This is a genomic window from Dietzia massiliensis (genome assembly GCF_018390595.1).
In the GTDB taxonomy this organism is placed as follows: Bacteria; Actinomycetota; Actinomycetes; order Mycobacteriales; family Mycobacteriaceae; genus Dietzia; species Dietzia massiliensis.
In genome coordinates this window covers 1-19,657 of sequence record NZ_JAHBAV010000058.1, presented here as the reverse complement: position 1 = coordinate 19,657, position 19,657 = coordinate 1, and the positions used below count along the sequence as shown (strand labels likewise).

19 protein-coding genes, 1 tRNA gene and 1 riboswitch are annotated in these 19,657 nt (G+C 71.2%); of the genes, 9 read left to right on the top strand and 11 right to left on the bottom strand.

What is annotated here, in order from left to right; genetic code table 11:
- The 3 genes from KHA85_RS13885 to KHA85_RS13875 form a co-directional block, all read left to right on the top strand.
- Positions 1-1,786: glycosyltransferase (locus KHA85_RS13885; protein ID WP_213186247.1), on the top strand; the 1,786-nt coding region annotated here is incomplete at its 5' end.
- Positions 1,787-1,818: 32 nt separating this feature from the next.
- A complete protein-coding gene (locus tag KHA85_RS13880; RefSeq protein ID WP_213186246.1) occupies positions 1,819-2,685 on the top strand; it encodes a potassium channel family protein in 867 nt (288 codons plus the stop codon).
- A gap of 112 nt (positions 2,686-2,797) precedes the next feature.
- Positions 2,798-3,793, top strand: a complete 996-nt coding sequence (locus tag KHA85_RS13875) for a hypothetical protein (protein ID WP_213186245.1) — start codon at positions 2,798-2,800, stop codon at positions 3,791-3,793.
- 33 nt (positions 3,794-3,826) lie between these two features.
- Here KHA85_RS13875 and KHA85_RS13870 read toward each other — a convergent pair whose 3' ends face one another.
- Positions 3,827-5,029: a TerC family protein gene (locus KHA85_RS13870; RefSeq protein WP_213186244.1), complete on the bottom strand. Its 1,203-nt coding sequence runs from the start codon at positions 5,027-5,029 to the stop codon at positions 3,827-3,829.
- 121 nt (positions 5,030-5,150) lie between these two features.
- Entirely contained in the window at positions 5,151-5,624 is a 474-nt protein-coding gene (locus KHA85_RS13865) for a PaaI family thioesterase (RefSeq protein WP_070720955.1), read from the bottom strand.
- A 143-nt stretch (positions 5,625-5,767) separates the two neighbouring features.
- Between KHA85_RS13865 and KHA85_RS13860 the strand changes: the two genes are divergently transcribed.
- The gene (locus KHA85_RS13860; protein ID WP_061229493.1) at positions 5,768-5,959 is read left to right on the top strand and encodes a ferredoxin; all 192 of its coding nucleotides are present in this window, start codon (positions 5,768-5,770) and stop codon (positions 5,957-5,959) included.
- 24 nt (positions 5,960-5,983) lie between these two features.
- On the opposite strand, the gene KHA85_RS13855 is transcribed toward KHA85_RS13860, so the two are convergent.
- The 4 genes from KHA85_RS13855 to wzm all read right to left on the bottom strand — a co-directional run bounded on the left by KHA85_RS13855 (position 5,984) and on the right by wzm (position 9,407).
- On the bottom strand, positions 5,984-6,592 hold the full coding sequence (locus tag KHA85_RS13855) for a TIGR03086 family metal-binding protein (RefSeq protein WP_213186243.1): 609 nt from the start codon (positions 6,590-6,592) through the stop codon (positions 5,984-5,986).
- A 129-nt stretch (positions 6,593-6,721) separates the two neighbouring features.
- A complete protein-coding gene (gene glfT1, locus KHA85_RS13850; protein ID WP_236885711.1) occupies positions 6,722-7,699 on the bottom strand; it encodes a galactofuranosyltransferase GlfT1 in 978 nt (325 codons plus the stop codon).
- The gene (gene wzt / locus KHA85_RS13845) at positions 7,689-8,507 is read right to left on the bottom strand and encodes a galactan export ABC transporter ATP-binding subunit Wzt/RfbE (RefSeq protein ID WP_213186242.1); all 819 of its coding nucleotides are present in this window, start codon (positions 8,505-8,507) and stop codon (positions 7,689-7,691) included. Before wzt ends, glfT1 begins: the two co-directional genes overlap by 11 nt.
- Positions 8,508-8,519: 12 nt before the next feature.
- Positions 8,520-9,407 (bottom strand): galactan export ABC transporter permease subunit Wzm/RfbD, encoded by an 888-nt coding sequence (wzm, locus tag KHA85_RS13840; RefSeq protein WP_213186241.1) that lies wholly within the window; start codon positions 9,405-9,407, stop codon positions 8,520-8,522.
- Between the two features lie 66 nt (positions 9,408-9,473).
- Here wzm and KHA85_RS13835 point away from each other — a divergent pair, with 66 nt between their 5' ends.
- Positions 9,474-10,490 carry an NADP-dependent oxidoreductase gene (locus KHA85_RS13835; RefSeq protein WP_007633379.1) on the top strand — a complete coding sequence of 339 codons (1,017 nt, stop codon included), beginning with the start codon at positions 9,474-9,476 and terminating at the stop codon, positions 10,488-10,490.
- Positions 10,491-10,541: 51 nt separating this feature from the next.
- Entirely contained in the window at positions 10,542-11,903 is a 1,362-nt protein-coding gene (locus KHA85_RS18335) for a polysaccharide pyruvyl transferase family protein (RefSeq protein ID WP_213186240.1), read from the top strand.
- A 43-nt stretch (positions 11,904-11,946) separates the two neighbouring features.
- Here KHA85_RS18335 and KHA85_RS13825 read toward each other — a convergent pair whose 3' ends face one another.
- Positions 11,947-12,657 carry a hypothetical protein gene (locus KHA85_RS13825; RefSeq protein WP_213186239.1) on the bottom strand — a complete coding sequence of 237 codons (711 nt, stop codon included), beginning with the start codon at positions 12,655-12,657 and terminating at the stop codon, positions 11,947-11,949.
- 149 nt (positions 12,658-12,806) lie between these two features.
- Here KHA85_RS13825 and KHA85_RS13820 point away from each other — a divergent pair, with 149 nt between their 5' ends.
- Positions 12,807-13,787: an NAD(P)H-dependent flavin oxidoreductase gene (locus tag KHA85_RS13820; protein WP_063972285.1), complete on the top strand. Its 981-nt coding sequence runs from the start codon at positions 12,807-12,809 to the stop codon at positions 13,785-13,787.
- Between the two features lie 4 nt (positions 13,788-13,791).
- Entirely contained in the window at positions 13,792-14,385 is a 594-nt protein-coding gene (locus tag KHA85_RS13815; RefSeq protein WP_063972284.1) for a PadR family transcriptional regulator, read from the top strand.
- Here the strand turns inward: KHA85_RS13815 and KHA85_RS13810 are convergent.
- Positions 14,343-15,620: an LLM class flavin-dependent oxidoreductase gene (locus tag KHA85_RS13810; RefSeq protein ID WP_213186238.1), complete on the bottom strand. Its 1,278-nt coding sequence runs from the start codon at positions 15,618-15,620 to the stop codon at positions 14,343-14,345. The two genes, KHA85_RS13815 and KHA85_RS13810, sit on opposite strands and share 43 nt — an antisense overlap.
- Positions 15,610-15,709, bottom strand: a riboswitch (TPP riboswitch). Its footprint overlaps the gene before it by 11 nt.
- Positions 15,710-15,715: 6 nt before the next feature.
- The gene (locus KHA85_RS13805; RefSeq protein ID WP_213186237.1) at positions 15,716-16,762 is read right to left on the bottom strand and encodes an NAD(P)H-quinone oxidoreductase; all 1,047 of its coding nucleotides are present in this window, start codon (positions 16,760-16,762) and stop codon (positions 15,716-15,718) included.
- A 116-nt stretch (positions 16,763-16,878) separates the two neighbouring features.
- Here KHA85_RS13805 and KHA85_RS13800 point away from each other — a divergent pair.
- Positions 16,879-16,964, top strand: a tRNA-Ser gene (locus tag KHA85_RS13800).
- 27 nt (positions 16,965-16,991) lie between these two features.
- Here KHA85_RS13800 and KHA85_RS13795 read toward each other — a convergent pair.
- Positions 16,992-17,957 (bottom strand): alpha/beta hydrolase family protein, encoded by a 966-nt coding sequence (locus KHA85_RS13795; RefSeq protein ID WP_438802057.1) that lies wholly within the window; start codon positions 17,955-17,957, stop codon positions 16,992-16,994.
- 247 nt (positions 17,958-18,204) lie between these two features.
- The coding region (locus KHA85_RS13790; protein ID WP_213186236.1) for a bifunctional metallophosphatase/5'-nucleotidase at positions 18,205-19,657 on the bottom strand (1,453 nt) is incomplete at its 5' end.

Sequence of the window (19,657 nt, the reverse complement as noted above, 5' to 3'; positions counted from 1 at the left end):
CTCGGGCCCGCGCCGGTGGGTCAACGACGACCTGTACTCGCGCATCGTGCGCGGGGTCGTGCGACGTACCCGCGCCGAGCTGCACATGGACGCCGGCGCGATTGTCGACACCAACACGTACTTCGGCCGGTTCGAGGCCTCCTACTGGCAGCGGTGGACCTCGGTCACCGAGCTCACCGTGCGCGTGTCCGTGGAGACGACCGGGCAGCTGGACGTGCTGGTCCGCGCCTCCGACATCGGCTCCCACGTGCGGACGGTGGACGTGGTCCACCACCACGGTGACGGGATGGCGGTGCTGCACGTGCCGGTGGACGCGTTCACCGACGGTGGCGCGATGTGGCTGGAGCTGCACGCCGTGGACGCGCCGGCGACCGTGTCGGAGGTGGTGTGGAGTACGACGACGACGAGGCCCGCCCGCCGCGCTGCCGTGGCGATCTGCACGTTCAACAGGGCGGACGACTGTGCGGCCACCGTGGACTCGCTGGCCTCGGATCCCTTCGTCGCGGACTTCGTCGACGACCTCTACGTGACGGACCAGGGCACCGACCTGGTGGAGACCCGCGAGCCGTTCCAACACGCGGCCGAGGAGTTCGGCGACCGACTGCACTACCTGCGCCAGCCCAACCTCGGCGGCGCCGGCGGCTTCAGCCGCGGCCTGTACGAGGCCACCGCGCCGGGCGCCGCCGGGCCCGTGGACGTACTGCTCATGGACGACGACGTCCGGGTGGAGCCGGAGACGGTCCTGCGACTGTTCGCCTTTGCCGCCGTGACGCGCGAGCCGATGCTGGTCGGGGCGCAGATGCTGTACCTGTACAACCCCGACTACCTGCTGGTCTCGGCCGAGCGCACGCAGCTCGACGAGCTCCGCGGCGGCCTCGACGCCGACGAGTACGCGCTGCGCGACGAGTCGGTGGTCGAGAACCGGCAGGAGCGGCGGATCGACGCCGAGTACAACGCCTGGTGGTCCTGCCTCGTCCCCGGCGAGGCGGTGGAGGAGGTGGGCCTGCCGATGCCGTACTTCTTCCAGTGGGACGACATCGAGTACGGCCTCCGGTGCCGTCAGGCCGGGGTCCCGACGTGCACGCTGCAGGGCGCGGCCGTGTGGCACGCCGACTTCTACTGGAAGGACGGCGACGACTTCGGTCAGTTCTTCTCCCAGCGGAACTCGCTGGTCACCGCGGCGATCCGGCAGGGGATTGACCCGAAGAGCATGGCCAAGAACCTCGGGCGCAGCGTCCTTCGGGCGATGGTGGGCATGCAGTACGGGCTGGCGGCCACGCGGATGCGGGGGATCGAGGCGTTCCTCGACGGGCCCGACGGCTCCCGCGGGGTGGGCGACGGCGGGCAGGCCGCGCTCGCCGCGATCCGGGCCGAGCGCGCGGAGTACCCCGAGACCGCCAAGCTCGCCGTGGGGGCGCTCCCCGCGGGGATCAGAGTCGAGCGCAAGGTGGGCATCCCGCGCGAGGACCGCGAGGACCAGGTGCTGGCCAAGCGGCTGCTCACCCAGAAGCTCGGTCGGCAGCGCCGCGGCGTCGTGGCGATCCCGTACGAGGACGCCGCCTGGTGGCACGTGTCGCTGTTCGACGAGGTCTACGTGACCGACGCCTCGCAGACCGGCGTGCACCACCGGAAGGTCGACCCGGCGCGGGTCTCCGAGCTGCAGAAGCGGCTGGCGGCGCTGCTGGCCCGGTTCGTCCGCGAGGCGCCCGCCGCGCAGCGGCGGTGGCGCGCGGCCCAGTCCGAGCTCACCACCCGGGAGAACTGGGCGCGGCTGTACGGACTCTGACCCGCCGTCCGCTCGCCGCTTAGGGTGGGGTGATGGTCGAGATCGTGTTGACGGTGGTGGGCGTGGCGCTCATCGCGGTGGTGTTGATGGACGTGTTCCACACGCTGATGCACCCCGGGGGCACCGGGTACCTGAGCCCCTGGGTGTTCGCGGGGATCTGGCGCTTGGCCCGGGCGACCGGCCACCGCGTGGGCAGCGCGGTGGGACCGGCGGCCCTGGTGACGGTCATCCTGCTGTGGGTGCTGCTCCAGGGACTGGGCTGGGGAGTGATCTACTACCCGCACGTGCCAGCGGACTTCACCTACTCCGACGGGATCGATTCGAACACGCTCCCGGCGTTCGTCGAGGCCCTGTACTTCTCGTTCGTCACGCTGGCGACCCTCGGGTTCGGCGACATGGTCCCCTCCGATTCGTGGATCCGGTGGATCACACCGTTCCAGGCGTTGACGGGATTCGCCCTGCTCACCGGGGCACTGACCTGGTTCAACCAGGTGTATCCGCCCTTGTTGCGGCGGCGGGCGTTGGCGCAGGAACTGTCGCGTCTGGACGAGGTCGACTTCCAGGGGCGGATCCCGGATCTGCCCGCGGAGCCGGTGTGTGCCCAGTTGACGGCCGTGGCCGACAGGGTCGAGGAGGTCCGGATCGACTTCTTCCAGCACTCCGAGGGCTTCTACTTCCGCGAGCGGTCCGCGGACCTGTCCCTGCCACGACAGCTGGCCGGCGCGGTGCGACTGTCCGAACCCGGCCCGGTGGGGTCGCCGGCCGCCGTGGAGCTGGGTCGCCGCCAGCTCGCAGTGGCGCTGGAGCGGCTCGCGGTGACGCTGGACCAGCAGTTCCTGCACCGCGGTGGCCCCCCGGAGCAGGTGTTTGACGCGTATCTCGGCGAGCACCACTCGTAGGGCTCCCCACGCCCGAGCGGCGTCAATCCACAGGCCCGACCTGTCCACAGGCGGGCCACGGGGCCGGTGTTTCCGACAGAGTCCCGGCGGGGGCGTGCCGCAGAGTGTGGGCATGGACACCTCCGCACTCGGCCTCACCTACTCGATCGGCAGCATCGACGACCCGCCGCCCGGCCCGCTGACCACCGCCGAACTCGCGGCCGCCGTGCCAGCCCCGGCCGGTCGCGCGCGCTACCGTCGGATCTGGCACGGGATGTACCGGCGGGAGGACCAGCCGGATGATCTCCGGCTGCGCAGCATCGCGTTGGCGCGTAACTGGCCCGAAGGGGTCTTGCGCGGGCGCAGTGCCGCCCTGCTGTGGGGAGACGACTCGGCGCCCGCGGACGCGCCGCCCGAGATCTGGTTGCCGTCGACGCGTCGGTCCCGTTCGGGGCGGATCTACCGCTACGGCACCCTGCCGCCGTCGGCTGTCACCGAGATCGACGGGTTGCGGGTCACCACCCCGCTGCGCACGTGCCGGGATCTGGCCGGAGACCTGGGGTTCGAGGATGCGGTGGTGTCGGTGGAGCGGCTGTGCGCGAGGGTGCCCGAGTTGCCGGGCCAGCTGGCGGGCGCGCTCGAGCACCCCTCGGGGCGCGGTGCCCGCGACTTCACTGCCGTCGCCCGCGCGGCGGACCCGCGGTCGGGGTCGGCCGTCTCGACGCGGACACGACTGGAGCTCCGGGCGGCAGGGCTCGACGGCTTCCGGCACGGGCACGCCGTGCGTCTGGGGCACTTCACGGTGGAGCTGCCGCTGGCGGATCCCGATGTCCGCTGCGTGGTCTTCACTGCCGGGGACGCCGCGACGCCGTCGAGCGCGGGTCGCGGCGCCGAGAGGTTCCGCGAGCAGCTGCTGCACGCCGGGTGGACGGTGATCGTGGTCCGCGGCGACGCCGACCCGGGCATCGCGGCCTCGCTGGCGGGTCACCACGGCGCGGTTGACCCCGGTGCGGGCCGCCGCGCGGCCGCCGTGCTGCGGGCGCGGTGGCCCTCGTCAGAGGTCTGCTATCCGCCGGCCGATGACCCCGCGGCCGACCCGCACGGGATGTGGTCCGGCCCGCGGCGTTGAGGCCGCGGGACGGGATGACGCAGGTGTGGCGGGTCAGCGGGTGTAGTCGGTGGCCTTCTCGTAGCGGCCCTGCTCGTCCCAGACCCGGCGCAGGAGCTGCTCGAGCTCCCACACGTCGCCCTCGCTGCCGAAGTACTTGCGGTCGATCGTGTCGAGCTTGTCCTCGTTCTCGAGGATCTTGCTCCACAGCCGGGCGCGCTCGACCGGGTCGTCGGTGAAGTCCTTGTTGAGGTACTCCCGCGAGTAACGCTTGAGGTTGCCCAGGACGGTGAGGGCCTTGCCGGCGGGGCTGACCAGCGACGCCACGATGGTCACGACGAGCACCACCACGATCACGCCCAGCGACAGCAGCGTGGGCACCTCGACCACGTCGACGTGCTCGCCACCGTTGATGAACGGCAGGTTGTTCTCGTGCAGGGCGTGCAGCACCAGCTTGACGCCGATGAAGCCCAGGATCGCCGCCAGGCCGTACTTGAGGTAGACCAGCCGGTCGAGCAGGCCCTCCAGCAGGAAGTACAGCTGGCGCAGGCCGAGCAGCGAGAACGTGGTGGCGGTGAAGACGATGAAGACGTTCTGGGTGAGGCCGAAGATTGCGGGGATCGAGTCCAGCGCGAACATGATGTCGGTGCCGCCGATGGCGACCATGACGATCATCATGGGCGTCATGACGCGCTTGCCGTTCTCGACGGTGAACAGCTTGTCGTGGTCGTAGTGATCGGTCGCCGGGATGACCTTCTTGGCGAACCGGACCATGACGTTGTCGACCTCGTCGTCGTCCTCGTCATCCTCGGCCAGTAGGCGGCCGGCGGTGACGATGAGGAACAGGCCGAACACGTAGAACAGCGCGCTGAACTGGTTGAGCAGCGCGGCGCCCACGAAGATGAACGCGGTGCGGGCGATGATCGAGAAGACGATGCCGAACAGCAGCGCCTTCTGCTGACCCGCCTTGGGCACCTTGAAGCTCGTCAACAGCAGGAGGAACACGAACAGGTTGTCCACCGAGAGCGCCTTCTCGGTGAGGTACCCGGCGAAGTACTCGATACCCATGTCCGTGCCGCCGAAGATCCACACGGCGAAGCCGAACAGGACCGCGACGCCCACGTAGAGCGAGGACCAGATGGCCGACTCTTTGATCGTGGGAATGTGCTCCTTGCGCACATGGAAGAAGTAGTCGAACAGGAGGAGTGCGACGATCAGGCCGACTGACAACGACCATGCGAGCGGGGTGGCTCCCAACGGGGTTTCCTTTCCGGGGAGGGCCGGTTGACCGGATCATCCTACCCGCGCCCGGCGGTGTCGACCCCCCGACGGATGCTCGCCGCCCGTCGGCACGGATACGTTCGCGCAGGTGGCGGCGCTACTTGCGGCGGCGGATGAACATTGTGTGTCGCGCCTCGACGACCGTCCTGCCGCGGCTGTCGGTCACGACCGCGGTGTGGACCACGCTGGTGCTGGACCGTGTGGTCAGCTGTTCGCGGATCGAGTCCGCCTCCGCGTGCGGCACCTCGACGACGCACCGGAGTCGGCCGCGGCCGGGGGAGCGGAAGTCGATCGTCGCGCTCTTGGTCCACACCTGGTAGCCGCCGCCCAGCTGCCCGGACAGCAGTGCCCCGTAGAGGACGTCGGTCGCGGCGAACAGCGCGCCGCCGAACGCGGTGCCGTTGGTGTTGGCGGTCCACGGCGCCACGTGCATGTTCAGCTCGCCGCGGGTCCAGTCCGGGGCGACGTGCCGGATGCGGATCCCCGACCCCAGCAGCGGCGGGTAGAGCGAGGCCAGGACGGGGAACGCCCGGGGGCTCGAGGTGTAGCGGTGCAGCAGGGTCTTGGGCACCGCCCGATCCTAACTTACCGGGGAGTCAGTTCGGCGTACCCGGCAATCCCACGCAATCTCTGGACACGGGGACAACCTTTGTCTACTTTCAGGGCCACGACCATCGACTACGGGGCCCCTGGCCCTCGGCGGGGAGGCGTGACATGAGGATCATCGTGGATCCGGACCGGTGCGAGGGACAGGCCGTGTGCGTGGGACTGGCGCCGGCGGTGTTCGCGCTGGATGACGACGACGAGGTGGTGCGCCTGCTGGTCGACGACATCCCCTCCGAGCACGAGAAGCGCGCCCGCAAGGCCGTCGCCAAGTGTCCGATGGCGGCTCTGCGCGAGGCCTGACGAGCGCGGCGCCGCGGCCCGCGGCTACCGGGCCGGCCAGGCCGAGGGATCGCGACCGGTGAGCGCGAGCACCTCGTCCCGCGCCGACACGTCCGGGCCGTCGAAGCCCGGGACCGCGGGGTCGAACAGCTCCGGGGCCGGGTTCTCGGCGAGGTCCGTCCGCACGAACTCCAACACGGCCCGCTCGAGATCGTCGCCCCAGCGCAGGTCCATGCCCTGCGAGGAGGCGATGTCCCACGCGTGGACGGCCAGGTCGAACACCTGCTGGGCGAGGTAGTGCGTCGCGGGCGCCAGCCCGTAGGAGACGTGCACCTCTGCATCCGCGCCGTCGGCGCATGTCCCACGCCACGCCGCGGCGACCGGCGCCTTGACCGACTCCCAGTCCTCCACCAGCTCGGGACCGGAGGCGTCGCGCAGGCGACGCAGGCGGTCCTCGAGGTCGTCGGCCACCTCGTCGACCGTGCCGCCGGCGAGCAGGCCCGGCACCCACAGCTGCTCGTCCACCACGTGGGCCAGCACCTCGCGCGTGGTCCAGTCGCTACACGGGGTTGCGGCGTCCCAGTCGGTGACGGTGGGCAGTACCTCGTCGTACAGGTCGGCGGCGCGGGACTGCAGGGCGATCCAGTCGGTCATGCCCCCATCGTGCCGCATTCCCGCACACCGGCACTCGGGCTCGCCCTCCCGAATCCGCTACCTTCCCTCGGGATCCGCTACCCCTGTGGGCATAGCGGATCCGGAGCCGGGGTAGCGGATTCTCGCGGGTCAGGCGCCGGGCTTCTCGAACCGCTCGCCCGCGCCCATGCGCTGCAGGCGCAGCCACTCGCGGAACCCCGCCGGATCACGCCGCGAGACGAGGAAGTACCAGCCGAATCGCACGATCTCCTGCGGGATGAGCCGCCGGTTGCCGGGCTGGGTGAGGACGTAACCGCGGTTGCGGTAGGTGAAGTGCCGCTTGACCGGGTCGTCGGGGAACTGCGTGTGCATGCGGCCGCCGAGGATCGGCTTGAACTCGTCCGAGCCCTGCGGGTGCAGGTACGCGGTGGTCAGGCACGTGCCGAACGGCAGCCCCGAGCGGACCAGGCGCCGGTGCACCTCGACCTCGTCGCCGCGGATGAACAGGCGCAGGTCGGGCACGCCCACGCGGTCCAGGCACTCGGCGGTGAACAGGGCGCCGTTGAACAGCGACGCGATGCCGGGCAGCAGGTCCTCGGTGGTCTCCCCGTCGCCGGCCGCGCCCGCTCCGGTGAACAGCTCCGAGCGCCGACGCCGCCACACCACGCCGCGCCGCAGGGGGAAGGCCAGTCGGTCGGGGTCGGCGAGGTCGCACACCACCGGCGAGACCTCGGCCAGGCCGTGGCGGTCCATGCAGTGCAGCAGCGTGGCCAGGACGTCGGGGCCCTCGGGGCGGCCGTCGTCGTCCGCGCACCACACCAGGTCGGCGCCGGTGGCCAGGGCGTGCAGCATGCCCAGCGCGAAGCCGCCGGCGCCGCCGAGGTTGTGCTTGGACCCGATGTACGTGGCCTCGACCGGCTGGGACTCCACGAGCTCACGCACGGCCTGCTCGTCGGCGTTGTCCACCACCACCAGGTGGTCGATCGGCCGGGTCTGGCCGCACACCACGTCCAGGGACGCGCGCAGCTGCTCGAGCCGACGGTGGGTCACCACCACGGCCACGACCCGGCGGGTGTCGGCCGCTCCCCGGCCGGTGCCGCCCACGGCGGCCCCGCCCTCAGCCCTCATGCCGCATCCTGCCGATGTACTCGCCGATCGAGCGCCCGGCCTCGGGGCCCTCGTAGGCGGTGACGATCTCCTCGATGCTGCCGCGTTGGCGGATGCGGCCGTGATCGATCCACATGGCCGAGTCGCACAGCTGGGCCAGGAACTCGTTGGAGTGCGAGGCGAACACCAGGATCCCCGAGCGGGAGACGAGGTCGGCGAGCTTCACGCGCGCCTTCTTCATGAACTCCGCGTCCACGGCGCCGATGCCCTCGTCGAGCAGCAGGATCTCGGGGTCGATGGAAGTCACCACGCCCAGGGCCAGCCGCACGCGCATACCGGTGGAGTAGGTGCGCAGCGGCATGTCCAGGTACTCGCCGAGCTCGGTGAAGTCGGCGATCTCCTCGACCTTGGCCTTCATCTGCTTGCGCGTCTGGCCGAGGAACAGGCCGCGGATGATGATGTTCTCGTAGCCGGAGATCTCCGGATCCATGCCCACGCCCAGGTCGAACACGGGCGCCACGCGGCCGCGGATCCGCGCCGCGCCGCGGGTCGGCTCGTAGATGCCGGACAGCAGGCGCAGCAGCGTGGACTTGCCGGCGCCGTTGTGGCCGACCAGGCCGATGCGGTCCCCCTCGCGGAGGGAAAGGGTGATGTCCTTGAGGGCTTCGACGACGACGACGTTGGACGCGTTTCGGCCGATGGCGCCTCCCGCGGAGCCGAGGACCGCCTTCTTGAGGGAGCGCGATTTGGCGTCGAAGATCGGGAAATCCACGCACGCGTCCACGCAGTCGATGGACACGCCGCCGGGGGTGGGCGCAGCGGAGCTCATGGGATGTACCTCCTACACCCAGTACGGGACTCGGGAGCGGAACCGGCGCAGCGCCACGAACGCCAGCAGCAGCCCGACGGCCGTGCAGGCCAGGACGACCCACCAGTGGTAGGCGTCGACGGACTGGCCGAGCATGGGCGCCCGGACGATCTCCAGGTAGTGGTAGAGCGGGTTGATCTCGGCGATGCGGGCGCGGTCGGCGATCTGCCCGCCCTGCTCGTACAGCGTCTGCGTGGTCCACACGATGGGGGTCATGTAGAAGAGCAGCTGCACCATCGAGTCCAGCAGCGGGGCGATGTCCCGGAACCGGGTGGCGAGGATGCCGAACAGCATGGACACCCACACGCCGTTGACCATGAGCACCGCCAGCCCCAGCACGGACAGCAGGAGCTCCCAGCCCAGCGGCCGCGGGAACACCAGCATGAGGATCACCCAGATGACCAGGTTGTGGCACAGGAACAGGAACTGCCGCCACACCAGCCGGTAGACGTGGACGCTCAGCGCGCTGGGCAGCTGCTTGATGAGGCCCTCGTTGGCGATGAAGACCTCGGCACCCTCCTTGATGCAGCCGGAGATGAAGCCCCACATGATGAGGCCCACCGTGACGTGGGGGAGGAACTCGGCGAGCGGGATCTGGAAGAGGATGGAGTACAGCAGGCCGAGCGCCACGGCCATGACGCCGGTGGCGATGGTGATCCACAGCGGGCCCAACGTGGAGCGGCGGTAGCGCTGCTTGATGTCCTGCCAGCCCAGGGACAGCCACAGCTCGCGCTGGCCGAGCCCCTGGCGCAGGTCGGCCACGGCCCGGCGGAAGGTGTGGGAGTCGTTGACGATCTCGCCCCGCACGCGCTCGTCGGGGAGCGTCGCCGAGGTCGGATCGGGAAGGGGCTGGTCCTGCACGAGGGCTCAGCGTACTAGAGGTCCTGCCGGTGGCAGCCCCGCCGCGAGGGCGCGTAGACAGGAGAGATGACGACCAGTACGCAGATCCAGCTCGCGAGCCGTCCCACCGGATGGCCGACCCACGACAATTTCCGCACGGTCACCGTCGACCTCCCCGAGCTCGCCGAGGGCGAGGTCCGGGTGGCCAACGAGTTCATCTCGGTGGATCCCTACATGCGGGGCCGGATGAACGAGGGACGCTCGTACATCCCGCCGTTCGAGCTCGACGAGACCATGACCGGCGCGGCCGTGGGCAGGGTCGTCGAGTCCCGCTCGGACGACCACCCCGTCGGCGCGGTGGTCCTGCACAACGACGGGTGGCGCGACGTCGCCCAGGGCGACGCCCGGCAGTTCCGCGTGGTGCAGGAGATGGACGGGGTGCCGATCTCGGCGTACCTCGGCGTCCTGGGGACCACGGGCCTCACCGCGTACGTCGGGCTGTTGCACATCGGCCGGTTCCAGGCCGGCGAGAGCGTGTTCGTCTCGGGCGCGGCCGGGTCGGTCGGTTCGGCGGTGGGGCAGATCGCCACGCTGATGGGCGCCTCGAAGGTCGTCGGCTCGGCCGGCAGCCCGGAGAAGGTGGCCACGTGCATCGAGCGCTACGGGTTCGACGCGGCGATCAACTACAAGGACGGCCCGGTCCGGAAGCTCCTGCGCGAGCATTTCGGCAGCGAGAACGGCGAGGGGATCGACGTCTACTTCGACAACGTCGGCGGCGATCACCTGGAGGCCGCGCTGGATCTGATGAACGACGGTGGCCGCCTGGCCCTGTGCGGCGCGATCAGCTCGTACAACGACGCCGAGCGCAAGCCCGGCCCGGACAACCTCTGGTACGCCATCACCCGTGGGCTGACGCTGCAGGGCTTCACCGCGAACAACTACATGGGTTACTTCAAGGAGTTCGCCGAGAAGGTGGGCCCGTGGGTGGCCTCCGGCGAGCTGAAGTTCGACGAGACGGTGGTCGAGGGGATCGACAACTCGGTCGACGCGTTCCTCGACCTGATGAAGGGCGCCAACACGGGCAAGATGCTCGTCAAGATCTGACGTCCCGGGGCTCCCGCCGGGGCCGGCCGGCGATGGGGCAGGCTGGTGGTCATGACACCGACCCGTCGAGTCGCGCCCGCCACCCGCCTGCGGAGGCGGGCTCGTCGCCGTCTCGACACGGTGCGGGCCGCCGCGGACGCGCGGTGGGGGCGGCCGCGCGAGGGCCACGGGCCCATTTACCTCGTCGCGCCGGCGGGCAACCCCAACCACGGCGACGAGCAGCTGCTGGCCGGGTGGCTGCGGTTCCTGCGCCACCGGCTACCCGGCACGCCGGTCGTGGTGGACTGTCACACGCCGGGCCAGGCGGCGGTGCTGCACCACTCCGAGCATCCGGATGTGCTGTTCACCGACACCCTGTGGCGGTTGGCGGGGCAGCGCGCCGAGGCCGGCGCGGCGGCGGCGGTCGAGTTCGCCCGCCGCGCGGTCGCCGAGCTCGGCACGGACCCGGCGGTGGCCTCGGGCATCGACCTCGCGCGCAGCGCGTGGGTAGTCCACCTGATCGGCGGGGGATACGTCAACGACCAGTGGCCGCACCATCTGGGCGTCGCCGCGGCGGCCGGAGAGCTCGGTCGGCTCTCGGGGGCGCGCGTGGTGGCCACCGGTCAGGGGTTCCTGCCGTGCGGCGACCCCGCGCTGCTGGCTGACGCGCTGCGCGGGTACGAGCTGGTCACAGTCCGCGACGCCGGATCGCTCGAGCTGCTCGCGGACAGCGGCGCCCCGGTCCGGCACGCGGGTGACGACGGCTGGCTCGCGCTCTCCGCGCCCGGCGACCTCGACGCCGTCGCCGGTGGCCGGCACCTCATCGACCACCCCGTCTACTCCGCCGACCCCGACACCTGCCGGGACGTGATGCTGTGCGCGCAGTCGGACCTGACCGACCCGGCCGCGGTGGCCGACACCGTCGCCCGGGTGCTGGCCGACTGGGCGGTGCCGGGGGAGAGGGTGTCGGTGATCGAGGCGATCCCCGGCGGGGACCGCGTGGTGTGGGACCTGGTGTGCGCGCGGGCGCGCGCGGCCGTCGGTGGCGGCGCGGGGTCTGACGGCGACGACGACGAGGTGGGCCGCGCGCTGGCCGACCTGCAGTTGCACCGCGCGCGCTTCGTGTCCTTCCGGGAGGTGTGGGCCGAGGGGCTCCCTGCCAGGCCGGGACAGGTCTGGCTGACGACCCGGTTCCATCCGCACCTGTTCGCCGGGGCCCGCGGCGCCTCCGGGGTGGCCGTGCGCACGGGGTCGGCGTACTACGACGTCAAGCACGGGTCGCTCGCCGACGCCGGGTCGCCGTGGGCCACCGTCGGAGTGGGCGAGGAGCGCGTCCCGGCGTTCCCGACCGCCGGCGGATTCCACCCCGAGGCGGTCGCCGGGCACGTCCGCGCCGCCGAGGCACTGGCGGAGGAGCTCTACCCGCTGGGCTGAGGGCGGGCGGGCGCGGGGATCGCCGACTCCGGAACGGCGCGGCTCAGCGGTTCCGGATCTTGTCGACCTGGGCCCGGGCCATGTCGGCCAGCAGCTGATCGTCGAGGGCCTGCGAGGTGTGGATCTGGAAGTACACGCCGTCGACGGTGGCCGAGTAGGTGCTCTGCGCCGGCTCGGCCACGTCCTGGTCCGACACGATGCGCGCTGCCGTCGCGGACTCCGCCCCGTCGACCTCGATCGCGAGCGGTTCCGCACGGTAGACGATCTGCAGGTGCAGGGCGGGGTCGGTGGCGGCGCGGGTGAACGTCGCGCACTCGTCCAGGTTCTCGGGGACCCGCTCCCAGGTGCCGCCGGTCGTGGCGAACACCGAGATGACGTTCCCCTCGGCGTCGGCGAACTCCGTGGCCGCGGAGGCCTGCGGGTCCTGCTGGATGTGGGTGAGCATGTCCACAGCGGTGGGCAGGAGCGCGCCGCACCGGGCCGGCTCGGTGGTGTTAGTCCCGCTGATCTCCGCGAGAACGGCGATCATGTCCTCGTAGTTCTCGTCGCCCTCGCCCTCCTCCAGGACTTCGGCGACGTCGGAGTAGGTGTAACCCGCGGGGGCGTCCGCCTCGTTCAGGACGACGTCACCGGCCACTGCGGGAGCCGCGACCGCCGAGTCGGAGGAAGCGTCCTGAGAGTCCGCTCCGGAATCGGATGAGCAGGCACCCAGGGCCAGCAGGCCGGTCGGTGTCAGCGTGGACCTTATCGACACCCGTCGAGTCCCACCAATCACTCTGGCCCCACGCCCCCGGGCGGTGCGGGCGAGTGGCCGCTTTGTGCAACTAGTTGCACAAAGCGGGGGCCGACCGTACGGTCGGGGACAGGCGCTCGCCGCCTCCCATCTCGCCGAAAGGAATGCCGATGGCTCTGCCCTCCGTGCTCGCCGGCCCGCTCACCGTCCCGGTGCTCGCCTCGCCGATGTTCATCTACTCCGGCCCGGAACTCGTGGCCGCCCAGTGCCAGGCCGGGGTGATCGGTGCGTTCCCCGCCCTCAACGCGCGGCCGCAGTCGCTGCTGGGGGAGTGGCTCGATCAGATCACCGAGAGCAACGCCGACTACGCCGCGGCGAACCCGGACCGGTACGTGGCACCGTTCGCCGTCAACCAGATCGTCCACCGGTCCAACGACCGGCTGGAGCAGGATCTGGCGACGGTCGTCGAGCACGAGGTGCCCATCGTCATCACCTCGCTCGGCGCGCGCGAGGAGGTCAACGAGGCCGTCCACTCCTACGGCGGGATCGTCCTCCACGACGTCATCAACAACCGCTTCGCCCGCAAGGCCATCGAGAAGGGGGCCGACGGGCTGGTCGCGGTGGCCGCCGGGGCCGGGGGGCACGCCGGGACGCAGTCCCCGTTCGCGCTGGTACAGGAGATCCGCGAGTGGTTCGACGGGCCGCTGCTGCTGTCCGGGGCCATCGCCCACGGGCGGTCCGTCCTCGCCGCGCGGGCGGCGGGCGCGGACCTCGCCTACGTCGGTTCGGCGTTCCTCGCGACGGAGGAGTCGCGGGCCACGCCGGAGTACAAGCAGATGATCGTCGACAGTACGGCCGACGACATCGTCTACAGCAACCTGTTCACGGGCATCCACGGCAACTACCTGCGGGGCAGCATCGAGGCCGCCGGCCTGGACCCGGACAACCTACCGGAGTCGGACCCGTCGGCCATGGACTTCGGCTCCGGCGGGTCGAACGACTCCAAGGCGTGGCGCGACATCTGGGGCGCCGGACAGGGCGTGGGCGCCGTCCGCTCCACCGGCACCGTCCGCGACCTGGTCGACCGCCTGCGGGGTGAATACGACGAGGCGCTGGACGCCCTCACCGCCGGCGTCGGCGCGCTGCGCTGAGCCGATGTCGCTGAGGTTCGCGATCCTCACCTCGCTCACCGAGCGGGAGGGCAGCGGGATCGAACTCGCCCGACGCTTCGACAGGTCGATCGGGTACTTCTGGCCCGCCACCCACCAGCAGATCTACCGCGAACTCGACCGGCTGGCCTCGGCGGGCCTGATCCGGGAACTGCCACAGGACGGCCCGCCCCGGCGCGGACAACCCAGGCGGTTCGCGGTCACCGACGACGGCCGCCGATCGCTGGTCGAGTGGATCGGCGAGGACGACGCCCCGGACGTGACGCGGTCGACTCTCGCCGTCCGCGTCCGGGCCGCCGCCGCCACGGGCCGGACCGACGAGGTCCGTCGCGCCCTCGAGCACCACCGCGCCCGGCGGCAGGACAATCTCGAGCGGTACCGCGAGATCGAGAAGCGGGACTTCTCCGCCGTCGACCCGTCCGATCCGCGGGGCGTCCTCCAGCACCGCGTCCTCTCGCTGGGGATCGAGGAGGAGCGGGCCTGGCTGAGGTGGTGCGACGAGACGTTGGAGGCGCTGGACCGGCTGCCGCCGCCGGCTCACCGGGCGAGTAGCTCTCGGAGGGTCGACGCCCCGTCGTAGCTCGTCCGGAACAGTCCGCGGCGCTGCAGGACCGGGATCACGAGATCCACGAAATCCTCCAGACCGTCCGGGTAACTCGGAGGCATGAGGTTGAACCCGTCGGCCGCGCCCGCCCGGTACCAGCGCTCGATCTCGTCCGCGATCGATTCGGGCGTGCCGAGCATCGTGCAGTGCCCGCCGCCCGCCGCGAGGGTACCCAGCAGCTCACGCACGGTGGGCGAGTCCTTGCTGATGATCCGGAGGATGGTCTCGTAGCGGCCCTGCGGTCCCGCGAACTCGGCCAGCGGCGGCAACTCCGGAACAGGCGCGTCGAGCTCCCAGTCGGAGCAGTCCTGCCCGGTGAACATCGACAGCTGGGCCAACGACTCCTCGACCGGCAGCAGGGCGTCGAGCTCGGCCTTCTTCTGACGGGCTTCCGCCACAGTCGACCCGACATACGTCACCAGTCCGGGCATCACGACCAGCGAGTCCGCGTCCCTGCCCGCCGCCCGAGCCCGCCGCCTCAGGTCCGCGGCGTACGCCGACGCGGACTCGTCGTCATACGCGACGGCGTAGATTCCCTCGGCGTGCCGTGCCGCCAGGTCCCGGCCCGGATCCGACGACCCCGCCTGGAACAGAACCGGCCGGCCCTGCGGGGACCGCGGCACGGTGAGTGGTCCGTCCACCAGGAAGTGCTCGCCCGCGTGGTGCACCGCCCGCACCTTCGCCGGATCCGCCCACAGCCCGGCGCGGTCGAGGACCAGCGCGTCGGCGTCCCACGACTCCCACAGGGCGAGGGCGGCCTGCACGAACTCCTCGGCCCGCTCGTACCGCTCGGTGTGCCCCGGCAGGGCGGCCATCCCGTGGTTGCGCGCCTCCGCGTCGAACATGGAGGTCACCACATTCCAGCCGACCCGTCCTCCGCTGATGTGGTCGAGGGAGGCCAGCATGCGGGCGGCGTGGAACGGCGTGAAGAACGTCGTGGACACGGTGCTCACCAGCCCCACGTGCCGGGTCGCGCGCGCCATCGCCGACAGTGCGGTCAAGGGCTCCAGGAACCACCACGAGCCGCTGGCAGGGTCTCCGACGGAGTGGCCGTCGGCGAAGAACACCGCGTCGAGGCAGCCCCGCTCGGCCGTCCGGGCCAGCTCCTCCCAGTAGGCGATATCGCCCAGCCGCTCCACCGGGGAGTCGGGTCGGCGCCATGCGGCCGAGTGGTGGCCGCATCCGAACAGGAACGCATTGATATGCAGCATGGGACATCCCTTCGCCGGCATTACCCGGAGCAGGTTCGACGGGTCTCATCTCAGCCGCCCCCTTCTGGGCGGCACCCCGTGTCGTGACCCCGAGACTAGACCCCGTCGACGGTCAGCAGGATCTTCCCGTGCGATTCCCCGGACTCCAGCAGGGCCAGCGCCTCGGCCGCCCGCTCCAGGGGGATCTCGCGCGAGACCCTCGTGGTGACATCGCCGGCGGCGATCATCGGCCACACGTGATCCACGACCTCCTGGCAGATGCCGGTCTTCCCGCCGGGGCCGTCCACCGGCCGCGCCCGGAGGTTCGTGGCGAGGACGCCGGCCCTCTTGGGCAACAACCTGCCCAGGTTGAGCTCCCCCTTCACCCCGCCCTGGAGCCCGATGACGACCACGCGACCGTCCGGCGCCAGGGACGCGATGTTCGGCTCGAGGTACTTCGCGCCCATCACGTCGAGGACCAGGTCGACGCCACGGCCCCTCTCGTCGTCGTCGGTCCATTCCCCGACCCGTTCGACGAAGTCCTCGGCCCGGTAGTCGATCACCAGCTCGGCGCCCAGCTCGCGGCACATTGCCACCTTCTCCGGCCCGCCGGCCGTGGTGGCGACCCGGGTGCCGAGCGCGCGGCACACCTGGATCGCGTGGGAGCCGATGCCGCCCGCGCCGCCGTGGATCAGCACCCGCGGCGCGCCCAGTTCGATCCGGCCCCAGTGCGCGTCCGCCGCGAGGAGTCCCCGTCCGAGCCCGCCGGTCATCGCCAGGTTCGACCACACCGTGCACGCCACCTCGGGGAGCGACGCCGCCTCGTGCAGCGAGACCCCCGCCGGAACGGGCATGACCTGGCCCGCCGGGACGGCGACCTTCTCGGCGTACCCGCCGCCGGCCAGCAGGGCGCACACCTCGTCGCCGACCGCCAGGCCCTCGACGCCCTCGCCGACCGCCGAGATGCGCCCGGAGCACTCCAGGCCCAGGATCTCCGAGGCGCGGGGCGGCGGCGGGTAGTGCCCCTTGGTCTGCAGGAGGTCGGCACGGTTGACGGCTGACGCCGCCACGTCGATGAGTACCTCACCCGCGGCCGGGACCGGGTCGGCGACCTCGGTCAGATGCAGGGAGTCGGGACCGTTGTCGTACGCGATGGCCTTCATGCCCTCGACCGTAGCCGGACTGCGTGAGGGCGGGCGAGGTGAACTAGCATGGGCGACGTCGTACAGCCGGTTCCACGTGGAACCGGCGGGGCCGCGCGTGTCGTGGCCGGCGGCGGGGAAGTGTGGCAGAGCGGCCGAATGCACTCGCCTTGAAAGCGAGCGTGCCTGAACAGCACCGGGGGTTCAAATCCCTCCACTTCCGCACAGGGCCCGGCTCTCGAGGGGCGGGTCAGGCGGTGGTCTCGCGCAGATCGGACGCCGAGACGTAGCGGATGATCTCGAGGACCCGCGTGTAGGAGCGGGACTTGCCCGACACGATCGAGGTGTGGTCCTCGTCCTCGAACATGACGATCTTGGCCCTGCCACCCCGACGATTGACCTCGTCCACGTAGCGCTGGGAGTTCTCCGGCGCCACGGTGACGTCCTGCCTGCCGTGCAGCGCGATCACCGGGGTCCCCGTGTCGATGTTCTGGATGGGATCCACCGATGCGTAGCGGCTCGACACCTCGTCGGGTGTGCCCCCGAGCACGGTGACGATCCTGTCGTCCCCGTGGGTGGCCCCGTAGGTCATGTCCAGCGGCCCGGCGATCGAGATGGCGCGGGTGGGGCGGAAGCTGGGCTTGGAACCCACCTCCCCGTCCTCGAGCCGGTGTCGGGTCGCGGCCCAGACGGCGAGTTGTGCGCCGGCTCCGTGGCCCACCACCACCTCGTCGTCGGTGGTGATCTGCGGGAACCTTCTGTCGACCTCGGTGACGTGGTCGAGCGCGTCGGCCACGTCGCGGAAGGTGATGGGCCAGCCGCCGCCCGACCCGATGTGTCGATACTCGATGTTGTAGACCGCCATCCCGCGGCTGGCGAGATCGCGGGCCAGGTGATCGAACGAGCCCGCCCCGCTCTCCTTGTGCCAGGCCCCACCGTGGATGAGCACGGCCAGTGGGATGGAGTCGACCTTCTGGTCCCCTGCCGGGAGGTAGAGGTCGGCCCAGTTGAGCTCCGGGTCGGGAGCGGGGTAGCGGGTGGGGTACTCGAAGCGCTGCACCGTCACCTCGTCCAGCCGCACCGGGCCGGCATACGTCGGTTCGACCGCGGGGGCCGCGCTCGTCGTCATGCATCCCGCGAGGAACAGCGAGCCGACCGTCAGGGCCGCGCCGAGCACGGCCGACCGTCTGTGCCTGCTGGGATCTCGTCCTGACATGGTGCCCGCTTCCTCAGGAGTAAATAAGGCTGTAATCCCTTTTTCTCCATGGGGACACGTCAGCGAAGCGCGGACGTGTGGCCGACGGTGCGGAGAGTGAAACCCATCTTACAAATATGTGGAGCGATTCGGCGTAGTGGGTGTCCCCGGCTTCCTCCGCGCCCGGTCACGCTCTATCAGCGGCTGGTGCCGACCTCGCACTCACGTGCTCCCCGCCGAGCGCTGAACCGGGTACGCGGCTCGGCTGTCAGTCGATCACGCGGACGCGGCCGGGCTCGGGCGCCCGCAGCGGGCCCTCGTCGGTCGCGTAGCGGATCACCGCGTCGAGATCCGTCAGGCCGGCCTCTCGGCGGTCCCCGCGCTCGGCCAACACCGAGCCGCCCCACTCCGGGGAGGAGAGGAACTCGCTCACCACGACGGTGTACTCCCGCCGGGGATCGATCGGCTCGTCGTCGACCTCTATCTCCGTCACCCGGTCGCCCGCGGGGCGCCCGGCGTCGACGGTGTAGCGCACGTTGGCCGACACCGCGGGGCCGTTGCGGCCGATGTCGTCGGCGAAGTGGTTGAAGGCGGCGCGGAGTTCCTCGCCGGTGACGGTGACCAGGTAGAGGCGGTCGCCGTAGGGCTGCACGGTGTGCAGGGTGGCGTAGTCGAGCGGGCCCGCGGGCAGATCGGTGCGCAGCGAGTCGGGGTTGGACACGGCGAGCTGCGCGCCCCGGCCGCGGGTGGCGGAGAGCTGCGCATCGGCGATGAGGTCGGCCAGCGGGGACTCCCCGTCGGCGTTCATGGCGCGGCTGATCGTCTCGTCGGCGGTGCCGATGACCTCGCGGGCCTCGGGCGCCGCGGCGGCCTGTGCCTGGCGGACGAGTTCCTCGGTCCCGGGGTCGGGCTCGATATCCAGGTTGACCGTCTGGTTGAACGCCGAGGTCTGCGGGCGGACCACGTCTCCGGTGGCGGTGTCGACGGCGAGGTCGACGACCGTGACCGACCGGCCGTGGGACGCCGGCGCCACGACGATCCGCTCGTCGTTCTCCGAGTCGAAGACACGGCACGTGGCCGGGCCCCCGGAGGCGCCGACGATGAGGGCGTCGACGGCCGGGTTGAGGTCCTCGACCAGTTCGAGGTCGGTGAGGGCCTCGGGGCAGGAGCCGGGGTCGAGATTGCCGTGGGCCGTATCGGACTGGACCAGGGCGACGATCGTCTCGACGCCGAGGAACCGCAGCGACTCGACGGTCTCATCGATCGCCCGGAACGGGTCCGCCAGGCGGGTCGTGGTCTCGGGGACGGACTCGGACGGCGCGGTGACCGCCACGACCCCCACCCGGACGTCGCCGACGCGGTGGATGGCGAACGGGAACGTCGGGGCCGCGTCGTGCGACGGGATCACGTTGGAGGCCAGGAACGGGAAGGCCGCACCGCGGAAGGGCGGCAGGGGCGGGTCGACCCGACAGTCCTCCTCCGTGAGGCAACCCGGCTTGACCAGTGAGCGGACGTGGTCGGCGCCCTTCTCCAGCTCGCGCCGGCCGATGCCGGCCCCGTCCACGCCGAGCCGGTTGAAGAACTCGACGGTCGGACGGTCGCCCAGTAGCGCGGCCTCGGGCGTGGTCCCGCCGATCGAGTCGCCCGTGGCGAGCAACAGCGTGTTCTCGGCCTGGGCGCGGAGCTTGCCGATCGTGGCGGCGAGGTGGGGCCCGCCGCCG